This is a genomic window from Cupriavidus sp. SK-3, from assembly GCF_000611145.1.
Lineage (GTDB): Bacteria > Pseudomonadota > Gammaproteobacteria > Burkholderiales > Burkholderiaceae > Cupriavidus.
Genome location: NZ_JFJV02000296.1, coordinates 92,074 through 110,829 on the forward strand (window position 1 = coordinate 92,074; position 18,756 = coordinate 110,829).

16 protein-coding genes are annotated in these 18,756 nt (G+C 67.5%); 12 read left to right on the top strand and 4 right to left on the bottom strand.

From position 1 onward, the window contains the following. Nucleotides 1-56 precede the first annotated feature (56 nt). Nucleotides 57-500: a DNA polymerase III subunit chi gene (locus CF70_RS33395; protein WP_035875986.1), complete on the top strand. Its 444-nt coding sequence runs from the start codon at nt 57-59 to the stop codon at nt 498-500. Then, nucleotides 497-1,081 carry a hypothetical protein gene (locus tag CF70_RS33400; RefSeq protein WP_035875989.1) on the top strand — a complete coding sequence of 195 codons (585 nt, stop codon included), beginning with the start codon at nt 497-499 and terminating at the stop codon, nt 1,079-1,081. The genes CF70_RS33395 and CF70_RS33400 overlap by 4 nt, the downstream gene beginning before the upstream one ends. 308 nt (nt 1,082-1,389) lie before the next feature. Here CF70_RS33400 and ilvD read toward each other — a convergent pair whose 3' ends face one another. After that, nucleotides 1,390-3,063 carry a dihydroxy-acid dehydratase gene (ilvD, locus tag CF70_RS33405; RefSeq protein ID WP_035875991.1) on the bottom strand — a complete coding sequence of 558 codons (1,674 nt, stop codon included), beginning with the start codon at nt 3,061-3,063 and terminating at the stop codon, nt 1,390-1,392. 164 nt (nt 3,064-3,227) lie between these two features. On the opposite strand from ilvD, the gene CF70_RS33410 reads away from it, so the two are divergent. From CF70_RS33410 to CF70_RS33420, 3 genes are all read left to right on the top strand, one after another. Then, nucleotides 3,228-4,238 (top strand): LysR family transcriptional regulator, encoded by a 1,011-nt coding sequence (locus CF70_RS33410; RefSeq protein ID WP_051649388.1) that lies wholly within the window; start codon nt 3,228-3,230, stop codon nt 4,236-4,238. 79 nt (nt 4,239-4,317) lie between these two features. After that, complete coding sequence (gene lgt, locus CF70_RS33415; protein ID WP_035875993.1) at nt 4,318-5,130, top strand: prolipoprotein diacylglyceryl transferase; 813 nt, start codon at nt 4,318-4,320, stop codon at nt 5,128-5,130. A 328-nt stretch (nt 5,131-5,458) separates the two neighbouring features. Next, nucleotides 5,459-7,270: a cytochrome P450 gene (locus CF70_RS33420; protein WP_035875995.1), complete on the top strand. Its 1,812-nt coding sequence runs from the start codon at nt 5,459-5,461 to the stop codon at nt 7,268-7,270. A gap of 41 nt (nt 7,271-7,311) precedes the next feature. Here the strand turns inward: CF70_RS33420 and CF70_RS33425 are convergent, their stop codons facing one another. Then, complete coding sequence (locus CF70_RS33425; protein WP_035875999.1) at nt 7,312-8,286, bottom strand: Bug family tripartite tricarboxylate transporter substrate binding protein; 975 nt, start codon at nt 8,284-8,286, stop codon at nt 7,312-7,314. 139 nt (nt 8,287-8,425) lie between these two features. Then, the gene (locus tag CF70_RS33430) at nt 8,426-9,397 is read right to left on the bottom strand and encodes a LysR substrate-binding domain-containing protein (protein ID WP_035876003.1); all 972 of its coding nucleotides are present in this window, start codon (nt 9,395-9,397) and stop codon (nt 8,426-8,428) included. A 177-nt stretch (nt 9,398-9,574) separates the two neighbouring features. Between CF70_RS33430 and CF70_RS33435 the strand changes: the two genes are divergently transcribed. From CF70_RS33435 to CF70_RS33465, 7 genes are all read left to right on the top strand, one after another. After that, nucleotides 9,575-10,747 (top strand): CaiB/BaiF CoA transferase family protein, encoded by a 1,173-nt coding sequence (locus CF70_RS33435; protein ID WP_035876006.1) that lies wholly within the window; start codon nt 9,575-9,577, stop codon nt 10,745-10,747. After that, nucleotides 10,744-11,583: an HpcH/HpaI aldolase/citrate lyase family protein gene (locus CF70_RS33440; RefSeq protein WP_081862485.1), complete on the top strand. Its 840-nt coding sequence runs from the start codon at nt 10,744-10,746 to the stop codon at nt 11,581-11,583. The genes CF70_RS33435 and CF70_RS33440 overlap by 4 nt, the downstream gene beginning before the upstream one ends. Nucleotides 11,584-11,951: 368 nt before the next feature. Beyond that, nucleotides 11,952-12,653: a GntR family transcriptional regulator gene (locus CF70_RS33445; RefSeq protein ID WP_035876009.1), complete on the top strand. Its 702-nt coding sequence runs from the start codon at nt 11,952-11,954 to the stop codon at nt 12,651-12,653. A gap of 10 nt (nt 12,654-12,663) precedes the next feature. Next, entirely contained in the window at nt 12,664-14,121 is a 1,458-nt protein-coding gene (locus CF70_RS33450; protein WP_035876012.1) for a malonyl-CoA decarboxylase domain-containing protein, read from the top strand. Nucleotides 14,122-14,213: 92 nt separating this feature from the next. Beyond that, entirely contained in the window at nt 14,214-15,200 is a 987-nt protein-coding gene (locus CF70_RS33455; RefSeq protein ID WP_035876013.1) for a Bug family tripartite tricarboxylate transporter substrate binding protein, read from the top strand. 43 nt (nt 15,201-15,243) lie between these two features. After that, nucleotides 15,244-16,026 (top strand): enoyl-CoA hydratase/isomerase family protein, encoded by a 783-nt coding sequence (locus CF70_RS33460; RefSeq protein ID WP_035876016.1) that lies wholly within the window; start codon nt 15,244-15,246, stop codon nt 16,024-16,026. Between the two features lie 75 nt (nt 16,027-16,101). Further along, nucleotides 16,102-17,655, top strand: a complete 1,554-nt coding sequence (locus CF70_RS33465) for a malonate--CoA ligase (RefSeq protein WP_035876121.1) — start codon at nt 16,102-16,104, stop codon at nt 17,653-17,655. Between the two features lie 53 nt (nt 17,656-17,708). Here the strand turns inward: CF70_RS33465 and CF70_RS33470 are convergent, their stop codons facing one another. Beyond that, the gene (locus CF70_RS33470) at nt 17,709-18,518 is read right to left on the bottom strand and encodes a PAS domain-containing transcriptional regulator (protein WP_051649390.1); all 810 of its coding nucleotides are present in this window, start codon (nt 18,516-18,518) and stop codon (nt 17,709-17,711) included. Nucleotides 18,519-18,756: the final 238 nt, after the last annotated feature.

An 18,756-nucleotide genomic window follows, 5' to 3' on the forward strand; every position in this document is an offset into this window, starting at 1 on the left:
GCCGCCTTCCGGCGCCGGCCCGCCCGGTTTTATCTTCACAGGATTGGTTTTCACCCATGACGCGTATCGATTTCCACAGCAACGTGCCCGACAAGCTCGGCTACGCTTGCCGGCTGATCCGCAAGGCCTACGGCGCCGGCCAGAAGCTGGTGGTGCACGGCGCGCCGGAGCAGCTGGCGCAGCTCGATGCGCGCTTGTGGACATTCTCCGCGCTGGATTTCCTGCCGCATTGCGGCGTCGACAGCCCGCATGCCGGCGTGACGCCGATCGTGCTGGCAGCCAGGCTGGACCAGGCACCGCATCACCAGCTGCTGATCAACCTCAGTGTTGAGATGCCCGCGCAATTCGCCAGTTTCGAGCGCATGATCGAGGTGGTCGGCAGCGACGCCGGCGACCGGGCCGCGGGGCGCGAGCGTTTCCGCCTCTACCGCGAACGCGGCTATGCGCTGGCCCATCACGATATCGCCCAGGCCAGCCAGGGCAAGGGGGACGCCGCATGACCGAACGCACCACCTCGCGCGTGATCCCGCGCATCGGGCCCAACGACAGCATTCCGTTGCTGACCGAGGTGATCGACCTGCCTGCCGACGGCGCGAGGCCGCCGGTGCAGGACGGGCCGGGCGCGGGCACGGTCGCGCGGTCAGAAGCCGAGGCTGGCGGCCGGAGCCATGCCCAGCCCGCTCCCGATATCAGCTGGCCCGGTGCGTTGACCCATGTCGTTGTGCCGCGCGAGGCGGGGGCGGGCATTCCCGCCGCCGAGGTGCCCGCGCTGCACCAGCCCACCCCATCCGCCCGGGACGGTGCCTATTCGGTTTCCCATGCCGCGGCCCACGCCAGCCCGCCGCCCAGCGCGGACGAACTGCGCGCGGTGCGCAGCGAGTTGCTGACGCGCGTGATGATGCGTTTTCGCACCGAGTGGCCGCAGGTGGTGGAGGCCCATACGGAGGCTACGCTGCAATCGCGGCTGGCCCCGCTGACCGCGCAGCTGGCGTCGGAACTGACGCAGTCGCTGGAGGCCCGGCTGGTGGAGTGGCTGGATGCCACGCTGGAAGAAATTGAGCGGGATCCGGGCGGCATGTGAAGGTTCCAGGCACGGAACGAAGCCGACGATCAGGCCAAAGCCGCCGGCGATGACGGCGGCTGTCTCTCCCTCTCCCCTCAGGGGGAGAGAGCCGGGGAGAGAGGTGGCTTAGCCAGGAGCCACCTGAAGCGGAGCCCATGGTTGTTTCCAGCATGGCGATGTATCCAGCGCCCGCCCTCGCCTCCGGCTTGCTCTCCCGCAGGCGGGAGAGGAGAGCAACCAAGCGGGTGTTTGAGTCTGCGCACGCACCAAAAAAAAGCCCGCGATCGCTCGCGGGCTTTTCCTTTCCGGCGCTAAAGCACTCAGCCTCAGTCCGTCACTGCGCCCTTGCTTGCCGTCGAAGCCAGCTTGGAGAACTTCGCCAGCACGCCACGCGTATAACGCGGTGCCGGCTGCTTCCATGCCGCACGGCGCTTGGCCAGTTCTTCGTCGCTCACGTTCAGTTGCAGCAGCAGCTTGTGCGCGTCGATGGTGACCGAGTCGCCTTCCTGCACCAGCGCGATGTTGCCGCCCACGTACGCTTCCGGCGCCACGTGGCCTACCACCATGCCCCAGGTCCCGCCCGAGAAGCGGCCGTCGGTGATGAAGCCGACCGACTCGCCCAGGCCCTTGCCGATGATGGCCGAGGTGGGGGCCAGCATTTCAGGCATGCCGGGGCCGCCCTTGGGACCCAGGTAGCGCAGCACCAGGATGTCGCCGGCATTGATCTTGTCGGCCAGGATGGCGTCCATGGCGCTTTGCTCGTCCTCGAACACGCGGGCCGGGCCGGTGATGACCGGGTTCTTCAGGCCGGTGATCTTGGCGACGGCGCCTTCCGGTGCCAGGTTGCCCTTCAGGATGGCCAGGTGGCCTTCCTTGTAGAGCGCCTTTTCGATCGGCAGGATCACGTCCTGGTCGGCGCGCGGGGTGTCCGGCACGTTTTCCAGTTCCTCGGCCAGGGTGCGGCCGGTGATGGTCAGGCAGTCGCCGTGCATCAGGCCTGCCTTGAGCAGGATCTTCATGACCTGCGGGATGCCGCCGGCGCGGTGCAGGTCGGTCGCCACGTACTGGCCCGAGGGCTTCAGGTTGCAGATCACCGGCACCTTGCGGCGGATGCGCTCGAAGTCGTCGATGGTCCATTCCACTTCGGCCGAGTGGGCGATCGCCAGGTAGTGCAGCACGGCGTTGGTGGAGCCGCCGGTGGCCATGATCAGCGCGACCGCGTTCTCGATGGACTTGCGCGTGATGATGTCGCGCGGCTTGATGTCCTTCTTGATGGCTTCGACCAGCACGCGCGCCGATTCGGCAGCGCTGTCGACCTTTTCCTGGTCCGGGTTGGCCATGGTCGACGAGTACAGCAGCGACATGCCCAGCGCCTCGAACGAGGAACTCATGGTGTTGGCGGTGTACATGCCGCCGCACGAACCCGACGACGGGCAGGCATTTTTCTCGACACCCTCGAAGTCTTCCTGGCTCATGCGGCCGGCGGTGAATTCGCCCACGGCTTCGAACGACGACACGATGGTCAGGTCCTTGCCCTTCCAGTTGCCCGGCTTGATGGTGCCGCCGTACACGTAGATGCCCGGCACATTGGTGCGCGCCAGCGCGATCATGCCGCCCGGCATGTTCTTGTCGCAGCCGCCGATCACGACCACGCCGTCCATCCACTGGCCCTGGGTCGCGGTCTCGATGCAGTCGGCGATGACTTCGCGCGAGATCAGCGAGTACTTCATGCCCTCGGTGCCCATCGACATGCCGTCCGAGATGGTCGGGGTGCCGAAGATCTGCGGGTTGGCACCGGAGGCCTTGATGGCGTCCACGGCGGCGTCGGCCAGGCGTTGCAGGCCGGAGTTGCACGGCGTGATGGTGGAGTGGCCGTTGGCGATGCCCACCATCGGCTTGTCGAAGTCTTCCTTCTTGTAGCCCAGCGCGTAGTACATCGAGCGGTTGGGGGAGCGCGCCACGCCTTGCGTGATGTTCTGCGAACGTTTGTTGTATGCCATGGGAATCTCCGGGGGAATGTGCCGGCCTGCAAGGGGCGCCCCGAGGTAGCCGGGGACCGGGCAGGCTCTTGCCATGTTGTGGACGAGAGCATGCCGCTTGCCTTTTATGCTGTCAAATATATTATTCAACCTTTATTGAGTCGATAAACATATCAGGAGCCCATGTGGACCTGCGCCAGCTGCGCTACTTCGTGACGGTGGCGGAGGAGTTACATTTCGGCCGTGCCGCGCGGCGCCTGGCCATGACCCAGCCGCCGCTTTCCCAGCAGATCCAGGCACTGGAAGAGGGGATCGGGGTGCAACTGTTCGCCCGCACGCGGCGCTCGGTGGCGCTCACGCCGGCCGGCCAGCAATGGCTGCCCGAGGTGCGGCGCGTGCTGGCGGACGCCGCCGCGCTGCCGGGGCTGGCCCAGCGGCTGGCGCGCGGGGAGGCCGGCACGCTCTCGCTGGCCTTTGTCAGCACGGCCGACTACGGCATCCTGCCCGACCTGCTGCGGCGCTTTCGCGCGCGTCATCCCAATGTGCAACTGCAGCTGCGCGAGGCCACCAGCGATATCCAGCTGGAGGCCCTGATGGAAGGCACCATTGACGCCGGGCTGGTGATCCGCCCGCAGTTGCCGGCGATGCCGCATGGCGTTTCCTATCTGCCGCTGGTGCGCGAGCCGCTGGTGCTGGCGGTGCCGGAAGGCTGGCACGCGGGGACGGGCGAGGGCGCCGGGGCAGCCGGCGTTTCCCTCAGGGATGCGGCGCACGAGCCCCTCATCATCTTCCCCCGGCGAAGCGCGCCGGCGTTTTATGACATCATTACGGGCTGTTACGCGCGCGAAGGCCTTACGCCGGTCATTGCCCAGGAGGCTATCCAGATGCAGACCATCGTCAGCCTGGTATCGGCCGGCATGGGGGTGGCGCTGGTGCCGGCGTCGCTTTGCAACCTTCGCCGTACCGGTGTGTCCTACCTGCCGTTGCGCGACGCCGGGCCCGATATCGAGACCGGCCTGGTGTGGCGCGAGGCCGGTGCGGGCAGCGTGAGCCCGGTGCTGAGGTCGTTCATCGAGATTGCCGGTGCGCTGGCGTCTGCCATGACGCTGACGCAATTGGCTGGCATAAAGCCGGGCACGGAGCCCGGCACGAATGTAGCCATCCGGCGCGCGGCACGGCCGCAGGCTGAACACTGACATCCGATACCGTCCGGGCGCCTTTCGTTTTTCGAAGTTGTCTGCGGCGGTCTTCCTTCAACCCAATTCCACGGCACACATGCTGATTCATCCCCAATTCGATCCGGTCGCCATTCATCTCGGTCCGCTTGCCATCCGCTGGTACGGGCTGATGTACCTGGCCGGTTTCATCATGTTCCTGTGGTTTGGCCGCCTGCGCATCCGCCAGCCGCATATCGCGGCCCAGGGCTGGACCGTCAAGGACCTGGACGACATGCTGTTCTTCGGCGTGCTGGGCGTGATCCTGGGCGGCCGGCTGGGCTATGTGCTGTTCTACAAGGCCGATTACTACCTGAGCCATCCGCTGGAGATCTTCAAGGTGTGGGAGGGCGGCATGGCCTTCCATGGCGGCTTCCTGGGCGTGGTCGTGGCGATGTGGCTGTTCGGCAAGCTGCGCGGGCGGCACTGGATGGAGGTCACGGACTTCATCGCGCCGATGATTCCCTGCGGGCTGGCGGCCGGGCGCATCGGCAACTTCATCAACGGTGAGCTGTGGGGCCGCGCCACCGACTTGCCCTGGGGCATGATTTTCCCGCAGGCCGGCGACAACATCCCGCGCCATCCTTCCCAGCTCTACCAGTTTGCCGGCGAGGGCGTGGCGCTGTTCATCATCCTGTGGCTGTTCGCCAGGAAGCCGCGGCCCATGGGCGCCGTCTCGGGCGTGTTCCTGATCGGCTATGGGGGCTTCCGTTTCCTCGCGGAGTTCGCGCGCGAGCCGGACAACTTCCTTGGCCTGCTGGCGCTTAACTTCTCCATGGGCCAGTGGCTCAGCCTGCCGATGATCCTGGCCGGCGTGGCGATGCTGGTCTGGGCCAACCGCCGCGGGCATGCGGCGCAGGCTTCAGTGCGCTGACCTCTGCGGCTTCTGCCGGCGGATTGAAGAAAGCGGGCCGAGGCCCGCTTTTCTTATGGGTGCGCCCCATTGGGTGCACCCCATTGGTTTGGCCGCGCCTGAGCATCGACGACGTTATGTGATGGCCGCGTGGTATCGGCACGGTGACCCCGGCGGGCGCGTCAACGGCGCTTGGGCAGGACTGCTGGGGGTGTATATGCTTGCTTTCAGGCGGGCCGTTTGCCACAGAGGCTGCCACGCCGATGTGCGCCACTGCCGTCGCAAGCCGGACAGCGGCGGCTTTAGCGGCGCATGCCGTCTGGCTTGAAGTCCGGCCAGGGAGAAAGCGATGGAAATGGCGCGTGAGGCGGCGGGACCCGAGGCTTCCTTGAGGCGGGTGCGCCTCGCGGCTGCTTCGGAGCTGCGCGACGATGTTGCGCTGCCTGCCAGGGTCGACGGCGTGGATCTCGTCGTGATCGGGCATGGCGGCGGCGCGCTGGTCTACCAGGGGCATTGCCCGCACCGGGGCACGCTGCTGGCCGAAGGCGCCATCGAGCATGGCGTGCTCACTTGCCGCGGCCACGGCTGGCGCTTCGACTGCGGCTCCGGCACGGTTGTCGAACGGCCCGAAGTCTGCCTGAAGCGGTTTGCCGCCGTCATCGAGGACGGCGCGGTCATGGCGGACCGCGACGAGATCCTTGCGTGGCAGCGCCTGCAGGCCCTGCCGGATCCGGCGCCGCCATCCACAACGCCGGGCCCTGGCCTGCGCTCGCTCTCGGAGCTTCCCGGTCCGAAAGGCCTGCCCTGGCTGGGCAGCGCGCTGCAGTTGCAATGGCGGCAGCAGCGAATGCACCTCGTCTTCGAGCAATGGTGCGAGGAGTTCGGCTCCCTGTTCTGCGTGCGCATGGCGAACCGGCCAGCACTGGTGATCGCCGATGGGGCATTGATCGACAAGATCCTCCGCGACCGGCCCGCGACCTATCGCCGTATCGGCGCGCTGGAGGCGGTGGCGCTGGAGATGGGCGCGCTTGGCGTGTTCTCCGCCGAGGGCGAGGCATGGCGCAGGCAGCGCCGGCCGGTGGCGCAGGCACTGGATGCATACCGGCTGCGTGCCTTCTTGCCGATGCTGGCCAGCGTCACGCGCAGGCTGGAGCGGCGCTGGCATAAGGCGGCCGCGCAGCGGCGGCGGGTGGATGTGCAGCACGACCTGATGCGCTACACGGTAGATGTGACGACCGCCCTGGCCTTCGGCTACGACATCAACACGCTGGAGCGCGAGGGCGAGGTCATCCAGCAGCATCTCGAACAGATCCTGCCGATGGTGAACCGGCGCGTCAATGCGCCATTCCCGTACTGGCACTATGTCAGGCTGCCGGCGGATCGCTCGTTCGACCGCGCCCTCGCGGCAATCCACCAGATCATCGGCGAGTTCATCGCCGCGGCCCGCGAGCGGCTGGCGCGGGCGCCGGAGCTTGCCGCGCACCCGGCCAATTTCCTGGAGGCGATGCTGGTGGCCCAGCAGACGGGGCAGGCGCCGCTGGACGACGAGGAACTGTTCGCCAATATCTTCACGATACTCGTAGCGGGCGAGGATACGACCGCCAATACCGTTGCCTGGATGATGTACTTCATGTGCTGCCACCCGGAGGTGCAGCGCAGGATGCAGGAGGAGGTCGGGATAGTGCTGGGGCAGGCGGACGTCCTGCAGGACATGCGGGATGCCGCCAGGCTGGTGTACGTGGAGGCGGTCGCGCTCGAGTCGCTGAGGCTCAAGCCGGTCGCGCCGCTCTTCTTCCTGGAACCGAATGAAGACGTGGAAGTGGGCGGCATCCGGGTGCCGCGCGGGACGCTGCTGGTGTTGGTGAACCGGCCCAATGCACTGCAGGAGCGCAACTTTCCCGCTGCCCGCGAGTTCCGGCCGGAGCGCTGGCTGCCGGGCGCCACTCCGGCGGCCCAGCATCGCAGCGGCTACGTGCCGTTCGGCTCGGGACCGCGCTTGTGCCCCGGACGCAGTCTCGCGCTGCTGGAGGCCAAGGCGGCGATTTCGATGGTCTGCCAGAACTTTGACATCCGCCAAGCGCCCGAGTCGGGTCCGGTCGGGGAGGCCTTCGGCTTTACGATGATGCCGACGGACCTGTGGGTGATGTTCTCAGCGCGATAGTTGAATCGCCAGCCCGGCTGATCAGCCAGGCGGCAGCGTTGTCAATCCACCTGCGCCCCGGACTTTTTCACGATCACCGCCCATTTGTCGAGATCGGCCTTGAGCATGGCGCCGAACTGCTGCGGCGTGCCGGTGAGGACTTCGGCGCCTTGCGCCGCCAGTTTGTCGCGCAGCGTCTTGTCGGCGAGCGCGGCCTGCATGGTCTGCGCGAGTTTCTGCGTGACTTCCTTCGGCGTGCCCTTGACCGCGAACAGGCCGACCCACAGGTCGCCGCTGTAGCCGGGCACGGTCTCGCCGATGGCCGGGATGTCGGGCGCGAACGGCGAGCGCCTGGCGGAGCTGACGCCGAGCGCGCGCACCTTGCCGGCCTTGATATGCGCCAGCACCGAGGGCAGGCTGGCGAAGGCCAGCGGCACCTGGTTGCCAAGCACATCGTTGAGCGCCGGCGCCACGCCCTTGTAGGGCACGTGCTCCAGCTTGATGCCGGCCATGCTGTTGAGCATTTCGCCCAGCAGGTGGTTGAGCGTGCCGTTGCCGGCGGAGGCATAGCGGTAGAAATCCGGCTTGGCCTTGGCCATGCTGATCAGTTCGGGCAGCGTCCTGGCGGGGAAGGCGGGATTGGCCACCAGCACATTGGGCACGCTCGCCACCGGCGAGATCGGCTCGAAATCGCGCACCGGATCGAACGGCACCTGGCGGTACAGCGAGGGGTTGATGGCCTGGGTGCTGCTGATGGTCATCAGCAGGGTATAGCCGTCGGGCGCCGAGCGCGCGGCCGTCTGCGTGCCGATATTGCCGCCGGCGCCGGGACGGTTTTCCACCACCACCTGCTGGCCGAGGCGCTGCGACAGGTCGGCCGCGACCAGGCGAGCGACGATGTCGTTGGTGCCGCCCGGCGCCTGCGGCACGATCATCTGGATGGGCTTGGCGGGATAAGTCTCGGCCTGCGCAGTGGCGCCGGCGAACAGCGTAATCGCCGCGGCGATGCCGGCCAGGACATGGCGGGTGCGTTGCATGGTGTCTCCTCGATGTTGGGATGGCGGCATAGCAGTCTTTTCCTGCGGATGGCTACGCCTTGCCTGTCGCTGGCAGCGACTCTACACGAGGGGTTTGCGGCGGGGAAATTCAATCGCCGACTACCGCCATAAGAATTATTTATTCCGCTGCGCCGGGCTGGGCGACGCCCGGCGCCGGCTTGAGCGAGCCGCCCTGGGCGATGCGCGCGTCGACGATCTCGCGCAGGATCTCGGCCACCGCTTCCGCCGCGCGCGTGCGCGGCAGCGCGCGGGGCCAGCACAGCGACAGCGTGCGGCGCAACTCGGGCAGGATCAGGCGCGTGGGCATGGCGGTATCGCTCGGGTCTACCGCCGAGGCCGGCAGGATGGTGCAGGCCAGCCCTTCGCGCGCGGCGCCGAGCAGGAAGGGCAGGGAGTCCAGGTCGGCCACCACATTGAGTGCCGCGCCAGCCTGCGCGAAGCTGCGCTCCAGCACTTCGCGCAGGCCCTGCGAGCCGCTCGGCAGGACCAGCGGCACGCCCGCCAGTTGCCTGAGCGCGATGGTGTCGCGGCGGGCACGGCGGCGGCCGGCGGCGTCTGGCACATCGGGCGCAGCGGGCGGGTTGCCGATCAGGTACAGCGACTCGCTGGCCAGCATTTCGGGTTCCACCGCGCGCGAAGCCGTGTCGCGGAACAGGATGGCGAAATCGAGCCGGTTGTTGTTGAGCAGTTCCGAGATGTAGCCGCTCATGCTCTCAAACAGTTGCAGGCGTACCTGCGGGTAGCGCGCCCGCACCGCCCGGATCAGCGGCATGCCAAAGGCCGCGGCGGCCGTGGTGGGCAAGCCGATGGCCACCGCGCCGGAGACCTCGGCGCCCGCCGCGCGCACGTCGGCGCCGGCACTTTCCACCTGTTTGAGGATGGTGCGCGCATGCCGGTACAGGGTCTTGCCGGCCTCGGTCGGCTTCACGCCCTTGGGGCCGCGGTGCACCAGCGGCACGCCGTATTCGGCCTCCAGCGCGGCGAGTTGCTGGCTCAGCGCTGGCTGCGCCACGCACACCGCTTCGGCGGCGCGGGTCAGGCTGCCGTGGTCGACGATGGCCACGAAGTAGCGCATGGAGCGGATATCCATTGGGTGTCATTGGTTTGGCGTTTCCCGTGTGAGGTATTTATTCTACTTATGGGCGACTAGGCATTCCCTATTTCCCAGCGGATGCCGCCAGGCGCTAGATTGTGGGCTGGCCGGCCGGGTTTGCGCCTTCGCGCCGCCGGCATCCACCCACGTACCCAAGCACCAACGAGTCCAGCCATGTCCCAACCGCTGCAAGGCATCACCGTCGTATCCCTGGAGCAGGCGATTGCCGCGCCGTTCTGCACCCGCCAGCTGGCCGACCTCGGCGCGCGCGTGATCAAGATCGAGCGCCCCGGCGTGGGCGACTTCGCGCGCGCCTACGATGGCCGGGTGCGCGGCTTGTCCTCGCACTTCGTGTGGACCAACCGCTCGAAGGAAAGCGTGACGATGGACGTCAAGCATGCGCAGGCGGCACCGGTGCTGGAGGCGCTGCTGGCGCGCGCCGATGTGCTGGTGCAGAACCTGGCGCCGGGCGCGGCGGCGCGTCTGGGGCTCGACTACGAGGCGCTGAGCGCGCGCTTTCCGCGCCTGATCGTTTGCGATATCTCCGGCTATGGCGCCGACGGTCCCTACCGCGACAAGAAGGCCTATGACCTGCTGGTGCAGAGCGAATCGGGCTTTGTCTCGGTCACGGGCACGCCCGGAGAGGGCGTAAAGGCCGGTGCCTCGGTGGCCGACATCGCCGCCGGCATGTATGCCTACAGCAATATCCTGGCGGCGCTGATCGAGCGCGGCCAGACCGGGCGCGGCAAACGCATCGATATCTCGATGCTGGAATCCACGGTGGAGTGGATGGGTTTCCCGCTCTACTACGCCTTCGACGGTGCCGAGCCGCCCCCGCGCGCCGGCGCTGCCCATGCCACCATCTATCCCTATGGCCCGTTCCCCACCGGCGACGGCAAGACCGTGATGCTGGGCCTGCAGAACGAACGCGAGTGGAACACCTTCTGCCAGCGCGTGCTGGAAGACCCGGCGCTCGCCACGCATCCCGACTACGCCGACAACACCCTGCGCAGCGCCAACCGCGACGCGCTGCGCGCGCGCATCGTGGCGGCGTTTGCCGCGCTCAGCGCCGAGCAGGTCACGGCGCGGCTCGAAGCGGCGGGCATTGCCAATGCGCGCGTGAACACCATGGCCGATGTCTGGGCGCATCCGCAGCTGGCCGCGCGCGGGCGCTGGCGCGAGGTCGACACGCCCGCCGGTCCCGTGCCCGCGCTGCTGCCGCCCGGCGTGCAAGAGGCCCGCATGGACCCGGTGCCGGCGGTGGGCGAGCATACCGACGCGGTGCTGGCCGAACTTGGCCTGACACCCGCCCAGGTGGCGGCGCTGCACGGCGCGGGCGCGGTATGAGCGACGCCGCTGCCATCGGGGCGCCCGCCCGCAGCTACCTGTTCGTGCCCGCCACGCACCCCGAGCGCATCGGGCGCGCGATCGGTTCGGGGGCGGATGCGGTCATTGTCGATTTCGAGGACGCGGTGGCGCCCGACGCCAAGGTGTCGGCGCGCGAGGGCCTGGCCGGATCCTGGCCACAGTGGCAGGCCCGGGCGGCTGCGGCTGGCGTGTCCCTGCTGGTGCGCGTGAATGCCACCGACAGCGAATATCACGCGGGCGACCTGGCCTGGTGCCGCGTGCAGCGGGCACGCGACCTGGTACTACCCAAGGCCGATGCGGCTGCGCTGCACGCGCTGGCGCTCGCCTTGCCGCACGCCAATTGCTATCCGCTGATGGAAACCGCGGCGGGCTTTGCCGACCTGCGTGCGGTGAGCCGCGCGGCCGGCGTGGTGCGGCTGCTGTTGGGCAGCATTGACCTGATGTTCGACCTGGACGTGGCGGACGAGGACGAGCCGCTGGATTATTTCCGCGCCAGGCTGGTGATGCATTCCCGCGCGGCGGGATTGCCGGCGCCGGTGGACGGGGTTTGCACGGCCATCGGCGATGCCGTGGAGCTGGCCCGGCAGACCACGCGCGCGCGGCGCTTCGGGTTTGGCGCCAAGCTGCTGATCCATCCGCAGCAGGTGGCGCAGGTGCATGCCGGACTGGCGCCGTCGGAAGAAGCGCGGGCGTGGGCGCAGCGCATCGTGGCCGCCGCCGCCGGTGCGCAGGGCGCCGCGGTCGCGGTCGACGGCAAGATGGTGGACCGGCCGGTGCTGGAGCGCGCGCGCAGGATCCTGCGTCAGGCCGGCTAGGTTGGTGCGGCGGGCGATCCGCGCGCGTGCTGCGCCGCGTCAGCGAGCGGCAGGGCGAGCGCCGGCTGGTGCGGCGCCTGAACGGCCTGCGCCGGAGGCGCCGCGCGACCGGCGCGGAGCGTGGCCCGGAGCGTGGCCCGGAAGGTGGCCAGGGGCGCTGGCGAAGTGCTTCCGCAGCCTGCGTCAGCAACCAAAGCGCGCCTTGTCACATTAGCGGCGCACTAGCGGCGCACGCTGCGCATGCGGCTGCGCAGCATCGAATTGTCTTGTCATTGCGCCACCGTTATTCATAATTATGAATTATTGGGCCTGGCAAGACACATCCGAGGCCATCCCGATGCCATTGCATTCTTCCATCCGGAGGCACCATGCGCATCATCCAGCAGGCCCTGTACCTTGAGGTGGCGGAGCGCCTGCGCACCATGATCGACGAGCACGCGCTGATGCCCGGTGCCTGGATCGACGAAGCCAGCGTGGCCGAATCGATGGGTATCTCGCGCACGCCAATGCGCGAGGCGCTCAAGGTCCTCGCCGCCGAAGGCCTGGTGCGACTGGAGCCACGCCGTGGCTGCTTCGTCAATGCGCTGTCCGAGCAGGACCTCGACGAGATTTTCCCGCTGATGGCGCTGCTGGAAGGGCGCTGCGCCTATGAGGCCGCGCGTAATGCCACCGCTGCCGACCTGGATGCCCTGGAGTGCCTGCATGCCGACCTGGCGCGATACGCCCAGGACGGCAATATCGACGCCTACTACGAAACCAATTACCAGATCCACGAAGCGATCCAGCAACTCGCCGGCAATCGCTGGCTGTCGGGGCTGATCAGCGATTTGCGCAAGGTGCTGCGGTTGTCGCGCCACAAGAGCCTGAAGCTGCCGGGCCGCATCCGCGAATCCTGCGCCGAGCATCTGTCGGTGTTCTCCGCGCTCAAGGCGCACGATCCTGAGGGCGCCGAAACCCTGATGAAGACACACTTGCTGCGCCAGCGCGCCGCGCTCAGGGCGCTCGACGCGGCAGAGTTGCAGGCGCCCGCAGATACCGCAGCGGGCGCCGGTTCATCCATCCATCGATAGCAGGTACCCCATGGATACCCTCAGCAACAGCGAACAGAAAGCCAGTGCTCCCGTCAGTGCTCCCCTCAGCGGGCCCGAGTCCTCGGGCGAAACCCTGCTGTCGCGCTTCGGCCGGTGGTGGGGCCGCAAGGGCGAGCGCGATGGCAACGCCAGGCCCGATGCCGGCATCGATGCCAAGGCGGACGCCGGGCCCGTGACCTTGCCGGCCCGCGTGCTGCGCAGGCAGCGCGAGCAACTGCGCCTGTGCTTTGACGCGCGCCTGACCGACGGCGCCGCCAACACCGCCGCGCAGACCTGGCGCGCCGAGTACGAGGCGGCGGGCGACGATGCGCGCCAGGCCATGCTCGCCGTGCTGGCGGAAGTCGCGGCCAACGGCAGCACGGAGGCGGGCGAGGACGGCAAGGCCGCCAAAGCGGTCGCCGGCCTGCCGCAAGCCATGTCGAACGCGCGCATCCGTTTCTTCAAGCGCCTGGCCGCCTTGCACGGGCAGCAGGGCGCCAGCGTGTGCGGCCTGCATTTCCTGATCGGCTTGCGCGCCGACATGCTGCGCTGGCATAAGCGCGTGCCGGGCCTGCGCCCGCTCGACGACGATCTCGAAGCGCTGTTCTCCAACTGGTTCGACGTCGGCCTGCTCGAATTGCAGCCGATCACCTGGGACTCGCCGGCCTCGCTGCTGGAGAAGCTGATCCGCTACGAAGCCGTGCACGAGATCGCCTCCTGGGCGGATTTGCGCAACCGGCTCGATTCGGACCGGCGCTGCTATGCCTTCTTCCATCCGCGCATGCCGCGCGAGCCGCTGATCTTTGTCGAGGTGGCCTTCGTGCCCGAGATGGCGGCGAACGTCCACGCGCTGCTGGACGAGGCCGCGCCGCTGGAGGACCTGCGCCGCGTGAAGTGGGCCATCTTCTATTCCATCTCCAATACGCAGGCGGGCTTGCGCGGCGTCAGCTTTGGCAATTTCCTGCTCAAGCGCGTGATCGAGGAATTGCAGCGCGAGTTTCCCAAGCTCAAGCAGTTCGCCACGCTGTCCCCCATTCCCGGCTTTGCCGACTGGCTGCGCAAGCGCGACGGCGAGTCGGTGGCCAAGGTGCTGGGCGACAAGCGCCTGGCGCGCTGGAGCGAGCGCCACGGCACCCCGCCCGCCGACGGTGCTGGCTGGCTGGCGGCGCTGCCGGCGGATTCCGAGGATGCACTGGTGCGCGACACAGCGCTGGCGCTGGCCGCGCACTACCTGGTGCGCGAGCGCCAGCAGGCGCTGCCGGCCGACCCTGTGGCACGCTTCCACCTGGGCAATGGCGCCTGCGTGGAGCGCCTGAACTGGGCCGCCGACCTGTCGCGCAAGGGGCGCGCGCAGTCGTGCGGCATGATGGTGAACTACCTTTACGCGACCGAGGCGCTGGATGACAATCTGGTTCGCCTCGGCAACGGCAACCCGCGGATCAGTCGCGCGGTGAGCAAGCTGTTGTGACCCTCGTCAGGTCGTAAACAGGGCCATTTTCACGGGCCATTCAGCAGTCCTTCATTTGACTTTCCGCAGCATAAGAGAGAGGAGACAGGTTCATGAATCGTCGTCAGTTTCATCTGGCAGGGCTGGCTTGCGCGCTTGGCGCGGGTCTCGGCGCGGTTGCGCCGGTGGCGCAGGCCGACACCTGGCCGTCCAGGCCGATCACCGTGATCGTGCCGTTCCCCGCCGGCGGCGGCACCGATGCCTTCGCCCGTCCCCTTACCGCCCAGCTCTCCAAGCAGCTCGGCAAGCAGTTCGTGATCGACAATCGCGGTGGCGCCGGCGGGACGGTGGGCGCCAGCATTGCATCCAAGGCCGCGCCGGATGGCTATACCGTGTTTATCGGCGGTGCCCATCACGCCATTGCGCCGTCGTTCTACAAGAAGCTCGACTACGACATCGAAAAGGATTTCATCCCGGTCACGGTGATCGCGCAGCCGCCGCAGGTAATCGTGGTGAACCCGGCCAAGGTGAGCGCCAACACGCTGGGCGAACTGATCGACTATGCCAAGAAGAACCCCGGCAAACTGAACTACGCCTCGGCCGGCAACGGCTCTTCCCACCACCTCGCGGGCGAGCTGTTCAAGCTGCAGACCAAGACCTTCATCACGCATATTCCCTACAAGGGCGCGGGTCCTGCGCTGTCCGACCTGATCGCGGGCCAGGTCGACATGGATTTCGACGGACTCGGCTCCTCGGCCCAGCATATCCGCGCCGGCCGCATCAAGCCGCTGGCGGTGGCTTCCACCAAGCGTTCGGCTGCTTTCCCGAATGTGCCGACCGCCGCCGAGGCGGGTGTGCCCAACTATGAAGTTTCCACCTGGTACGCGATGTGGGTGCCCAAGGGCACGCCCAAGGACATCGTGGACAAGCTCTACACCGAAGTGGAAAAGGCACTGAACACGCCGGAGATGAAGCAGATCTGGCTTGCCAACGGCTCTGATACGCCGGCCTATACGCAAGAGCAGTTTGCGCAGTTCCAGCGCGCCGAGATCAAGCGCTGGGCGCAGGTGGTGCAGCTGTCCGGCGCCAAGATCGACTGATGAGGAATCGACCAATGCATCCTGGTGTGAGTGGAGCGCAGGCATGAGCGGCACGGTGGAGTTCTCGCGTGACGGTGACGTGGCCACCGTCACGCTGTCGCACGCGGGCAAGCTCAATGCGATCTCGGTGGCCATGTGGCGCGCGCTGGCGGAAGGCTTTGCGCAACTGTCGGCCGATCCCTCGCTGCGCTGCGTGGTGATGCGCGGCGCCGATGGCAACTTTGCCGCCGGCGCCGACATCGCCGAGTTTCCCGGGGAGCGGGGCGACGCCGCCGCGCTGCGCCGCTATCACGTGGAGGTGATCGCGCCGGCACTGGCCGCCATCGCCGGCTGCCTCCATCCCACGGTGGCGATGATCGAGGGGGTATGCGTGGGCGGCGGGCTGGAGATCGCCTGCCATTGCGACCTGCGCATCGCCGCCGGCGACAGCCGCTTCGGCGTGCCGATCAACCGTCTCGGCTTTCCCATGGCCCCAGGCGAACTGACGGGGCTGCTGGCCCTGGCAGGCCGCGCGGTGACGCTGGAGATCCTGCTGGAGGGGCGTGTGTTCGACGCCGCCGAGGCGCGCGACAAGGGGCTGCTGACGCGCGTGGTGCCGGCCACGGCGCTCGGCGAGGAAGTGGCCGCCACGGTGAAACGTATCGTCGCGGGCGCGCCGTTGGCTGCACGTATCAACAAGGAGAGCATCCGGCGTCTCGCGCCGGCCCCCGAGCCGCTGACGGCGGCGGAGCTGGAGGCGCACTTCCGTTATGGCGGCAGCAGCGACCATGCCGAGGGCGTGGCCGCATTCCTGGCGCGCCGGCCGCCGCGCTTTACCGGGCAGTAGCAACGGGCCTATCATTGCCGGCTATTGATCGGGATGCCCATGCTATTGCCGATTCCGTTTTTTATCTTCCGCCACATGAACGCCAACCTGTTCGCCCTATTTGAATCCCGCTTTCCGGCGGATCGCAGTGCCTGCTGCATCGAGACTCACGACGGCCTCTACTACAGCTGGGACGACCTCGACCGCGCCACCGCCCGGATGGCCAACCTGCTGACCGCGCTCAAGCTGCCCGAGGGCGCGCGCGTGGCGGTGCAGGTGGAGAAGTCGCCCGAGGCGCTGTTCCTGTACCTGGCCACGCTGCGCGCCGGCTACGTCTACCTGCCGCTCAATACCGCCTACCAGGAAGCCGAGATCGATTATTTCGTCGGCAACGCGGAGCCGGCGGTGGTGGTGTGCAGCAGCGCTAACTTCGGCTGGGTTTCCAAAGTGGCGTTCCGCCACGGCACGCAGCATGTGTTCACGCTGGACGATGACCGCTCGGGCTCGCTGCTGTCCCGCGCCGCCGCGCAGCCGGACAGCTTCGCCACCGTGGCGCGCGGCGCCGGCGATCTTGCCGCCATCCTGTACACGTCGGGCACCACCGGGCGCAGCAAGGGCGCCATGCTGAGCCACGGCAACCTCGCTTCCAATGCGAAGACGCTGCACGACTACTGGGGCTGGCGCAGCGACGACGTGCTCCTGCACATGCTGCCGATCTTCCACGTGCACGGACTGTTCGTGGCTTCGCACGGCGCGCTGCTGGCCGGCGCCAAGATGATCTGGGCGCCCAGGCTCGACATGGCCCAGGTGCTGAAATTCCTGCCGCGCTCCACCGTGATGATGGGCGTGCCCACCTACTACGTGCGCATGCTGCAGGAGCCGCGCTTCGACGACGATACCTGCCGCCGCATGCGGCTGTTCGTGTCCGGCTCGGCGCCGCTGCTGATGGAAACCTTCGACGCCTTCCGCGAGCGTACCGGGCACACCATCCTGGAGCGCTACGGCATGAGCGAGACCGTGATGCTGGTCTCCAACCCGTACGAGGCGGATGCCGGCGAGCGCATCGGCGGCACCGTCGGCAAGGCGCTGCCGGGCGTTTCCGTGCGCGTGGTGGATGGCGACGGCAAGGCTTGCGCGGCCGGCGAGATCGGCAACGTGGAGGTGCGCGGACCCAACGTGTTCCATGGCTACTGGCGCATGCCGGAAAAGACGCAGGAAGAGTTCACCGAGGACGGCTGGTTCAAGACCGGCGACGTGGGCCGCTTTGGCGGCGCCATCGTCAGCCAGGCCGGCGAGCGCAAGGTGCCGGACGACTACCTGACCATCGTCGGCCGCAGCAAGGACCTGATCATCTCCGGCGGCTACAACGTCTATCCGAAGGAGATCGAGAGCTTTATCGACGAGATGCCGGGCGTGGCGGAAAGCGCCGTGATCGGCGTGCCGCATGCCGACTTCGGCGAAGCGGTGGTAGCGGTGGTGGTCGGCAAGCCCGGCGCCGAACTCGACGAGTCCATCCTGATCGGCTCGCTCAAGGGCCGCATCGCCAACTTCAAGGTGCCCAAGCGCGTGCACCTGGTCGATGAACTGCCGCGCAACACCATGGGCAAGGTGCAGAAGAACGTGCTGCGCCAGCAGTTCGCGGCGCTGTAAGCCTGCGAGAGGCGGCGGTCAATGCCGCCGCCTCGCTGTCATGCCGGCCTGGCTCACCAGGTCACGCCGAGCCACTCCTTCAGTTGCGTTGCCTTCGACCGGCTCACCGGCACCAGCGTGTGTTCCGCATCGTCCATCACCAGCTGGATATGTTCTTCCGACCGGATCACTTCGATCGCGTGCGGAAGGCTGACGATATGGCTGCGGTGGACGCGCAGGTAGACGCTGTCATCCAGGCGATGCTCAAGATCCGTCAGCGAGAGATTGGACAGGTAGCGCTCGTCTTTCGTCACGATCGTCGTGTAGTGGCCATCGCCCTGGAACCGCACGATGTCCTTCAGGTCCACCAGGATCACGCGGTTCTTGCGGTACACGGGAATCTTGAATAGCCGCCGCGGCGACGGCACGTTGCCGCCCGCGCGCTGTTCCTCCGGTTCCGTCGTGAGATCCGTCACGTCGTAGAAAATCATGCAGGTGCCGCAGACACCGCCCGAGGCCGTCATCCTGGACACCTTGATCAGCAGGATCCGGTCGGGGATGTTGATCATCATGGCGAGCGGCGGGGGCGACTTCACCGGGCATCCGCCGGCGTCCTCCGCCTGAAGCAGGAAGCGCAGCTTCTCCCGGCTCTTCTCCGGATGCAACTGCAACACATCGATCCCGATCAGATTGTCCTGGCTGACGCCGAGCGACTGCTCGCTGGCGGGACCCAGGATTTGCATCGCCACATCGTTGAACGCGGTGACATGCCCCTGCGCATCGAGCCAGACGATGCCCGGATTGAACTGCTCCAGTTTGTGCTGGAACGTCTCCTGGCGACGCGCATCGGGCGTCGTCACGGTGAAGGGCGCATGGCGGTCCATTCACATCTCCTGGTCAATCATGGGGCCCCTCGTGCGCCTGGCCCGGCATTTCCGTTGTGCATTTCTGTTGTATGTGCAACCTGCATTTCGTGCAAGTTTCCGACGCCTGGCGCAGGCAAAACGGCCGTTCGGGAAATCAAATTGCTTTGCTGCGGTGCATTCTGAAATGCTGCAAGAAACACTGCGCGCCCGGGGCATCGCTGGCCTGGACGGGAACTGGCGCATGACAAGGAGACCG

What these genes read in the sequence shown, in the direction of transcription:
- CF70_RS33395 (WP_035875986.1), top strand. Translation starts at nt 57, where the DNA reads ATGACGCGTATCGATTTCCACAGCAACGTGCCCGACAAGCTCGGCTAC.
- CF70_RS33400 (WP_035875989.1), top strand. Translation starts at nt 497, where the DNA reads ATGACCGAACGCACCACCTCGCGCGTGATCCCGCGCATCGGGCCCAAC.
- ilvD (WP_035875991.1), bottom strand. Translation starts at nt 3,063, where the DNA reads ATGGCATACAACAAACGTTCGCAGAACATCACGCAAGGCGTGGCGCGC.
- lgt (WP_035875993.1), top strand. Translation starts at nt 4,318, where the DNA reads ATGCTGATTCATCCCCAATTCGATCCGGTCGCCATTCATCTCGGTCCG.
- CF70_RS33420 (WP_035875995.1), top strand. Translation starts at nt 5,459, where the DNA reads ATGGAAATGGCGCGTGAGGCGGCGGGACCCGAGGCTTCCTTGAGGCGG.
- CF70_RS33425 (WP_035875999.1), bottom strand. Translation starts at nt 8,286, where the DNA reads ATGCAACGCACCCGCCATGTCCTGGCCGGCATCGCCGCGGCGATTACG.
- CF70_RS33430 (WP_035876003.1), bottom strand. Translation starts at nt 9,397, where the DNA reads ATGGATATCCGCTCCATGCGCTACTTCGTGGCCATCGTCGACCACGGC.
- CF70_RS33435 (WP_035876006.1), top strand. Translation starts at nt 9,575, where the DNA reads ATGTCCCAACCGCTGCAAGGCATCACCGTCGTATCCCTGGAGCAGGCG.
- CF70_RS33440 (WP_081862485.1), top strand. Translation starts at nt 10,744, where the DNA reads ATGAGCGACGCCGCTGCCATCGGGGCGCCCGCCCGCAGCTACCTGTTC.
- CF70_RS33445 (WP_035876009.1), top strand. Translation starts at nt 11,952, where the DNA reads ATGCGCATCATCCAGCAGGCCCTGTACCTTGAGGTGGCGGAGCGCCTG.
- CF70_RS33450 (WP_035876012.1), top strand. Translation starts at nt 12,664, where the DNA reads ATGGATACCCTCAGCAACAGCGAACAGAAAGCCAGTGCTCCCGTCAGT.
- CF70_RS33455 (WP_035876013.1), top strand. Translation starts at nt 14,214, where the DNA reads ATGAATCGTCGTCAGTTTCATCTGGCAGGGCTGGCTTGCGCGCTTGGC.
- CF70_RS33460 (WP_035876016.1), top strand. Translation starts at nt 15,244, where the DNA reads ATGAGCGGCACGGTGGAGTTCTCGCGTGACGGTGACGTGGCCACCGTC.
- CF70_RS33465 (WP_035876121.1), top strand. Translation starts at nt 16,102, where the DNA reads ATGAACGCCAACCTGTTCGCCCTATTTGAATCCCGCTTTCCGGCGGAT.
- CF70_RS33470 (WP_051649390.1), bottom strand. Translation starts at nt 18,518, where the DNA reads ATGGACCGCCATGCGCCCTTCACCGTGACGACGCCCGATGCGCGTCGC.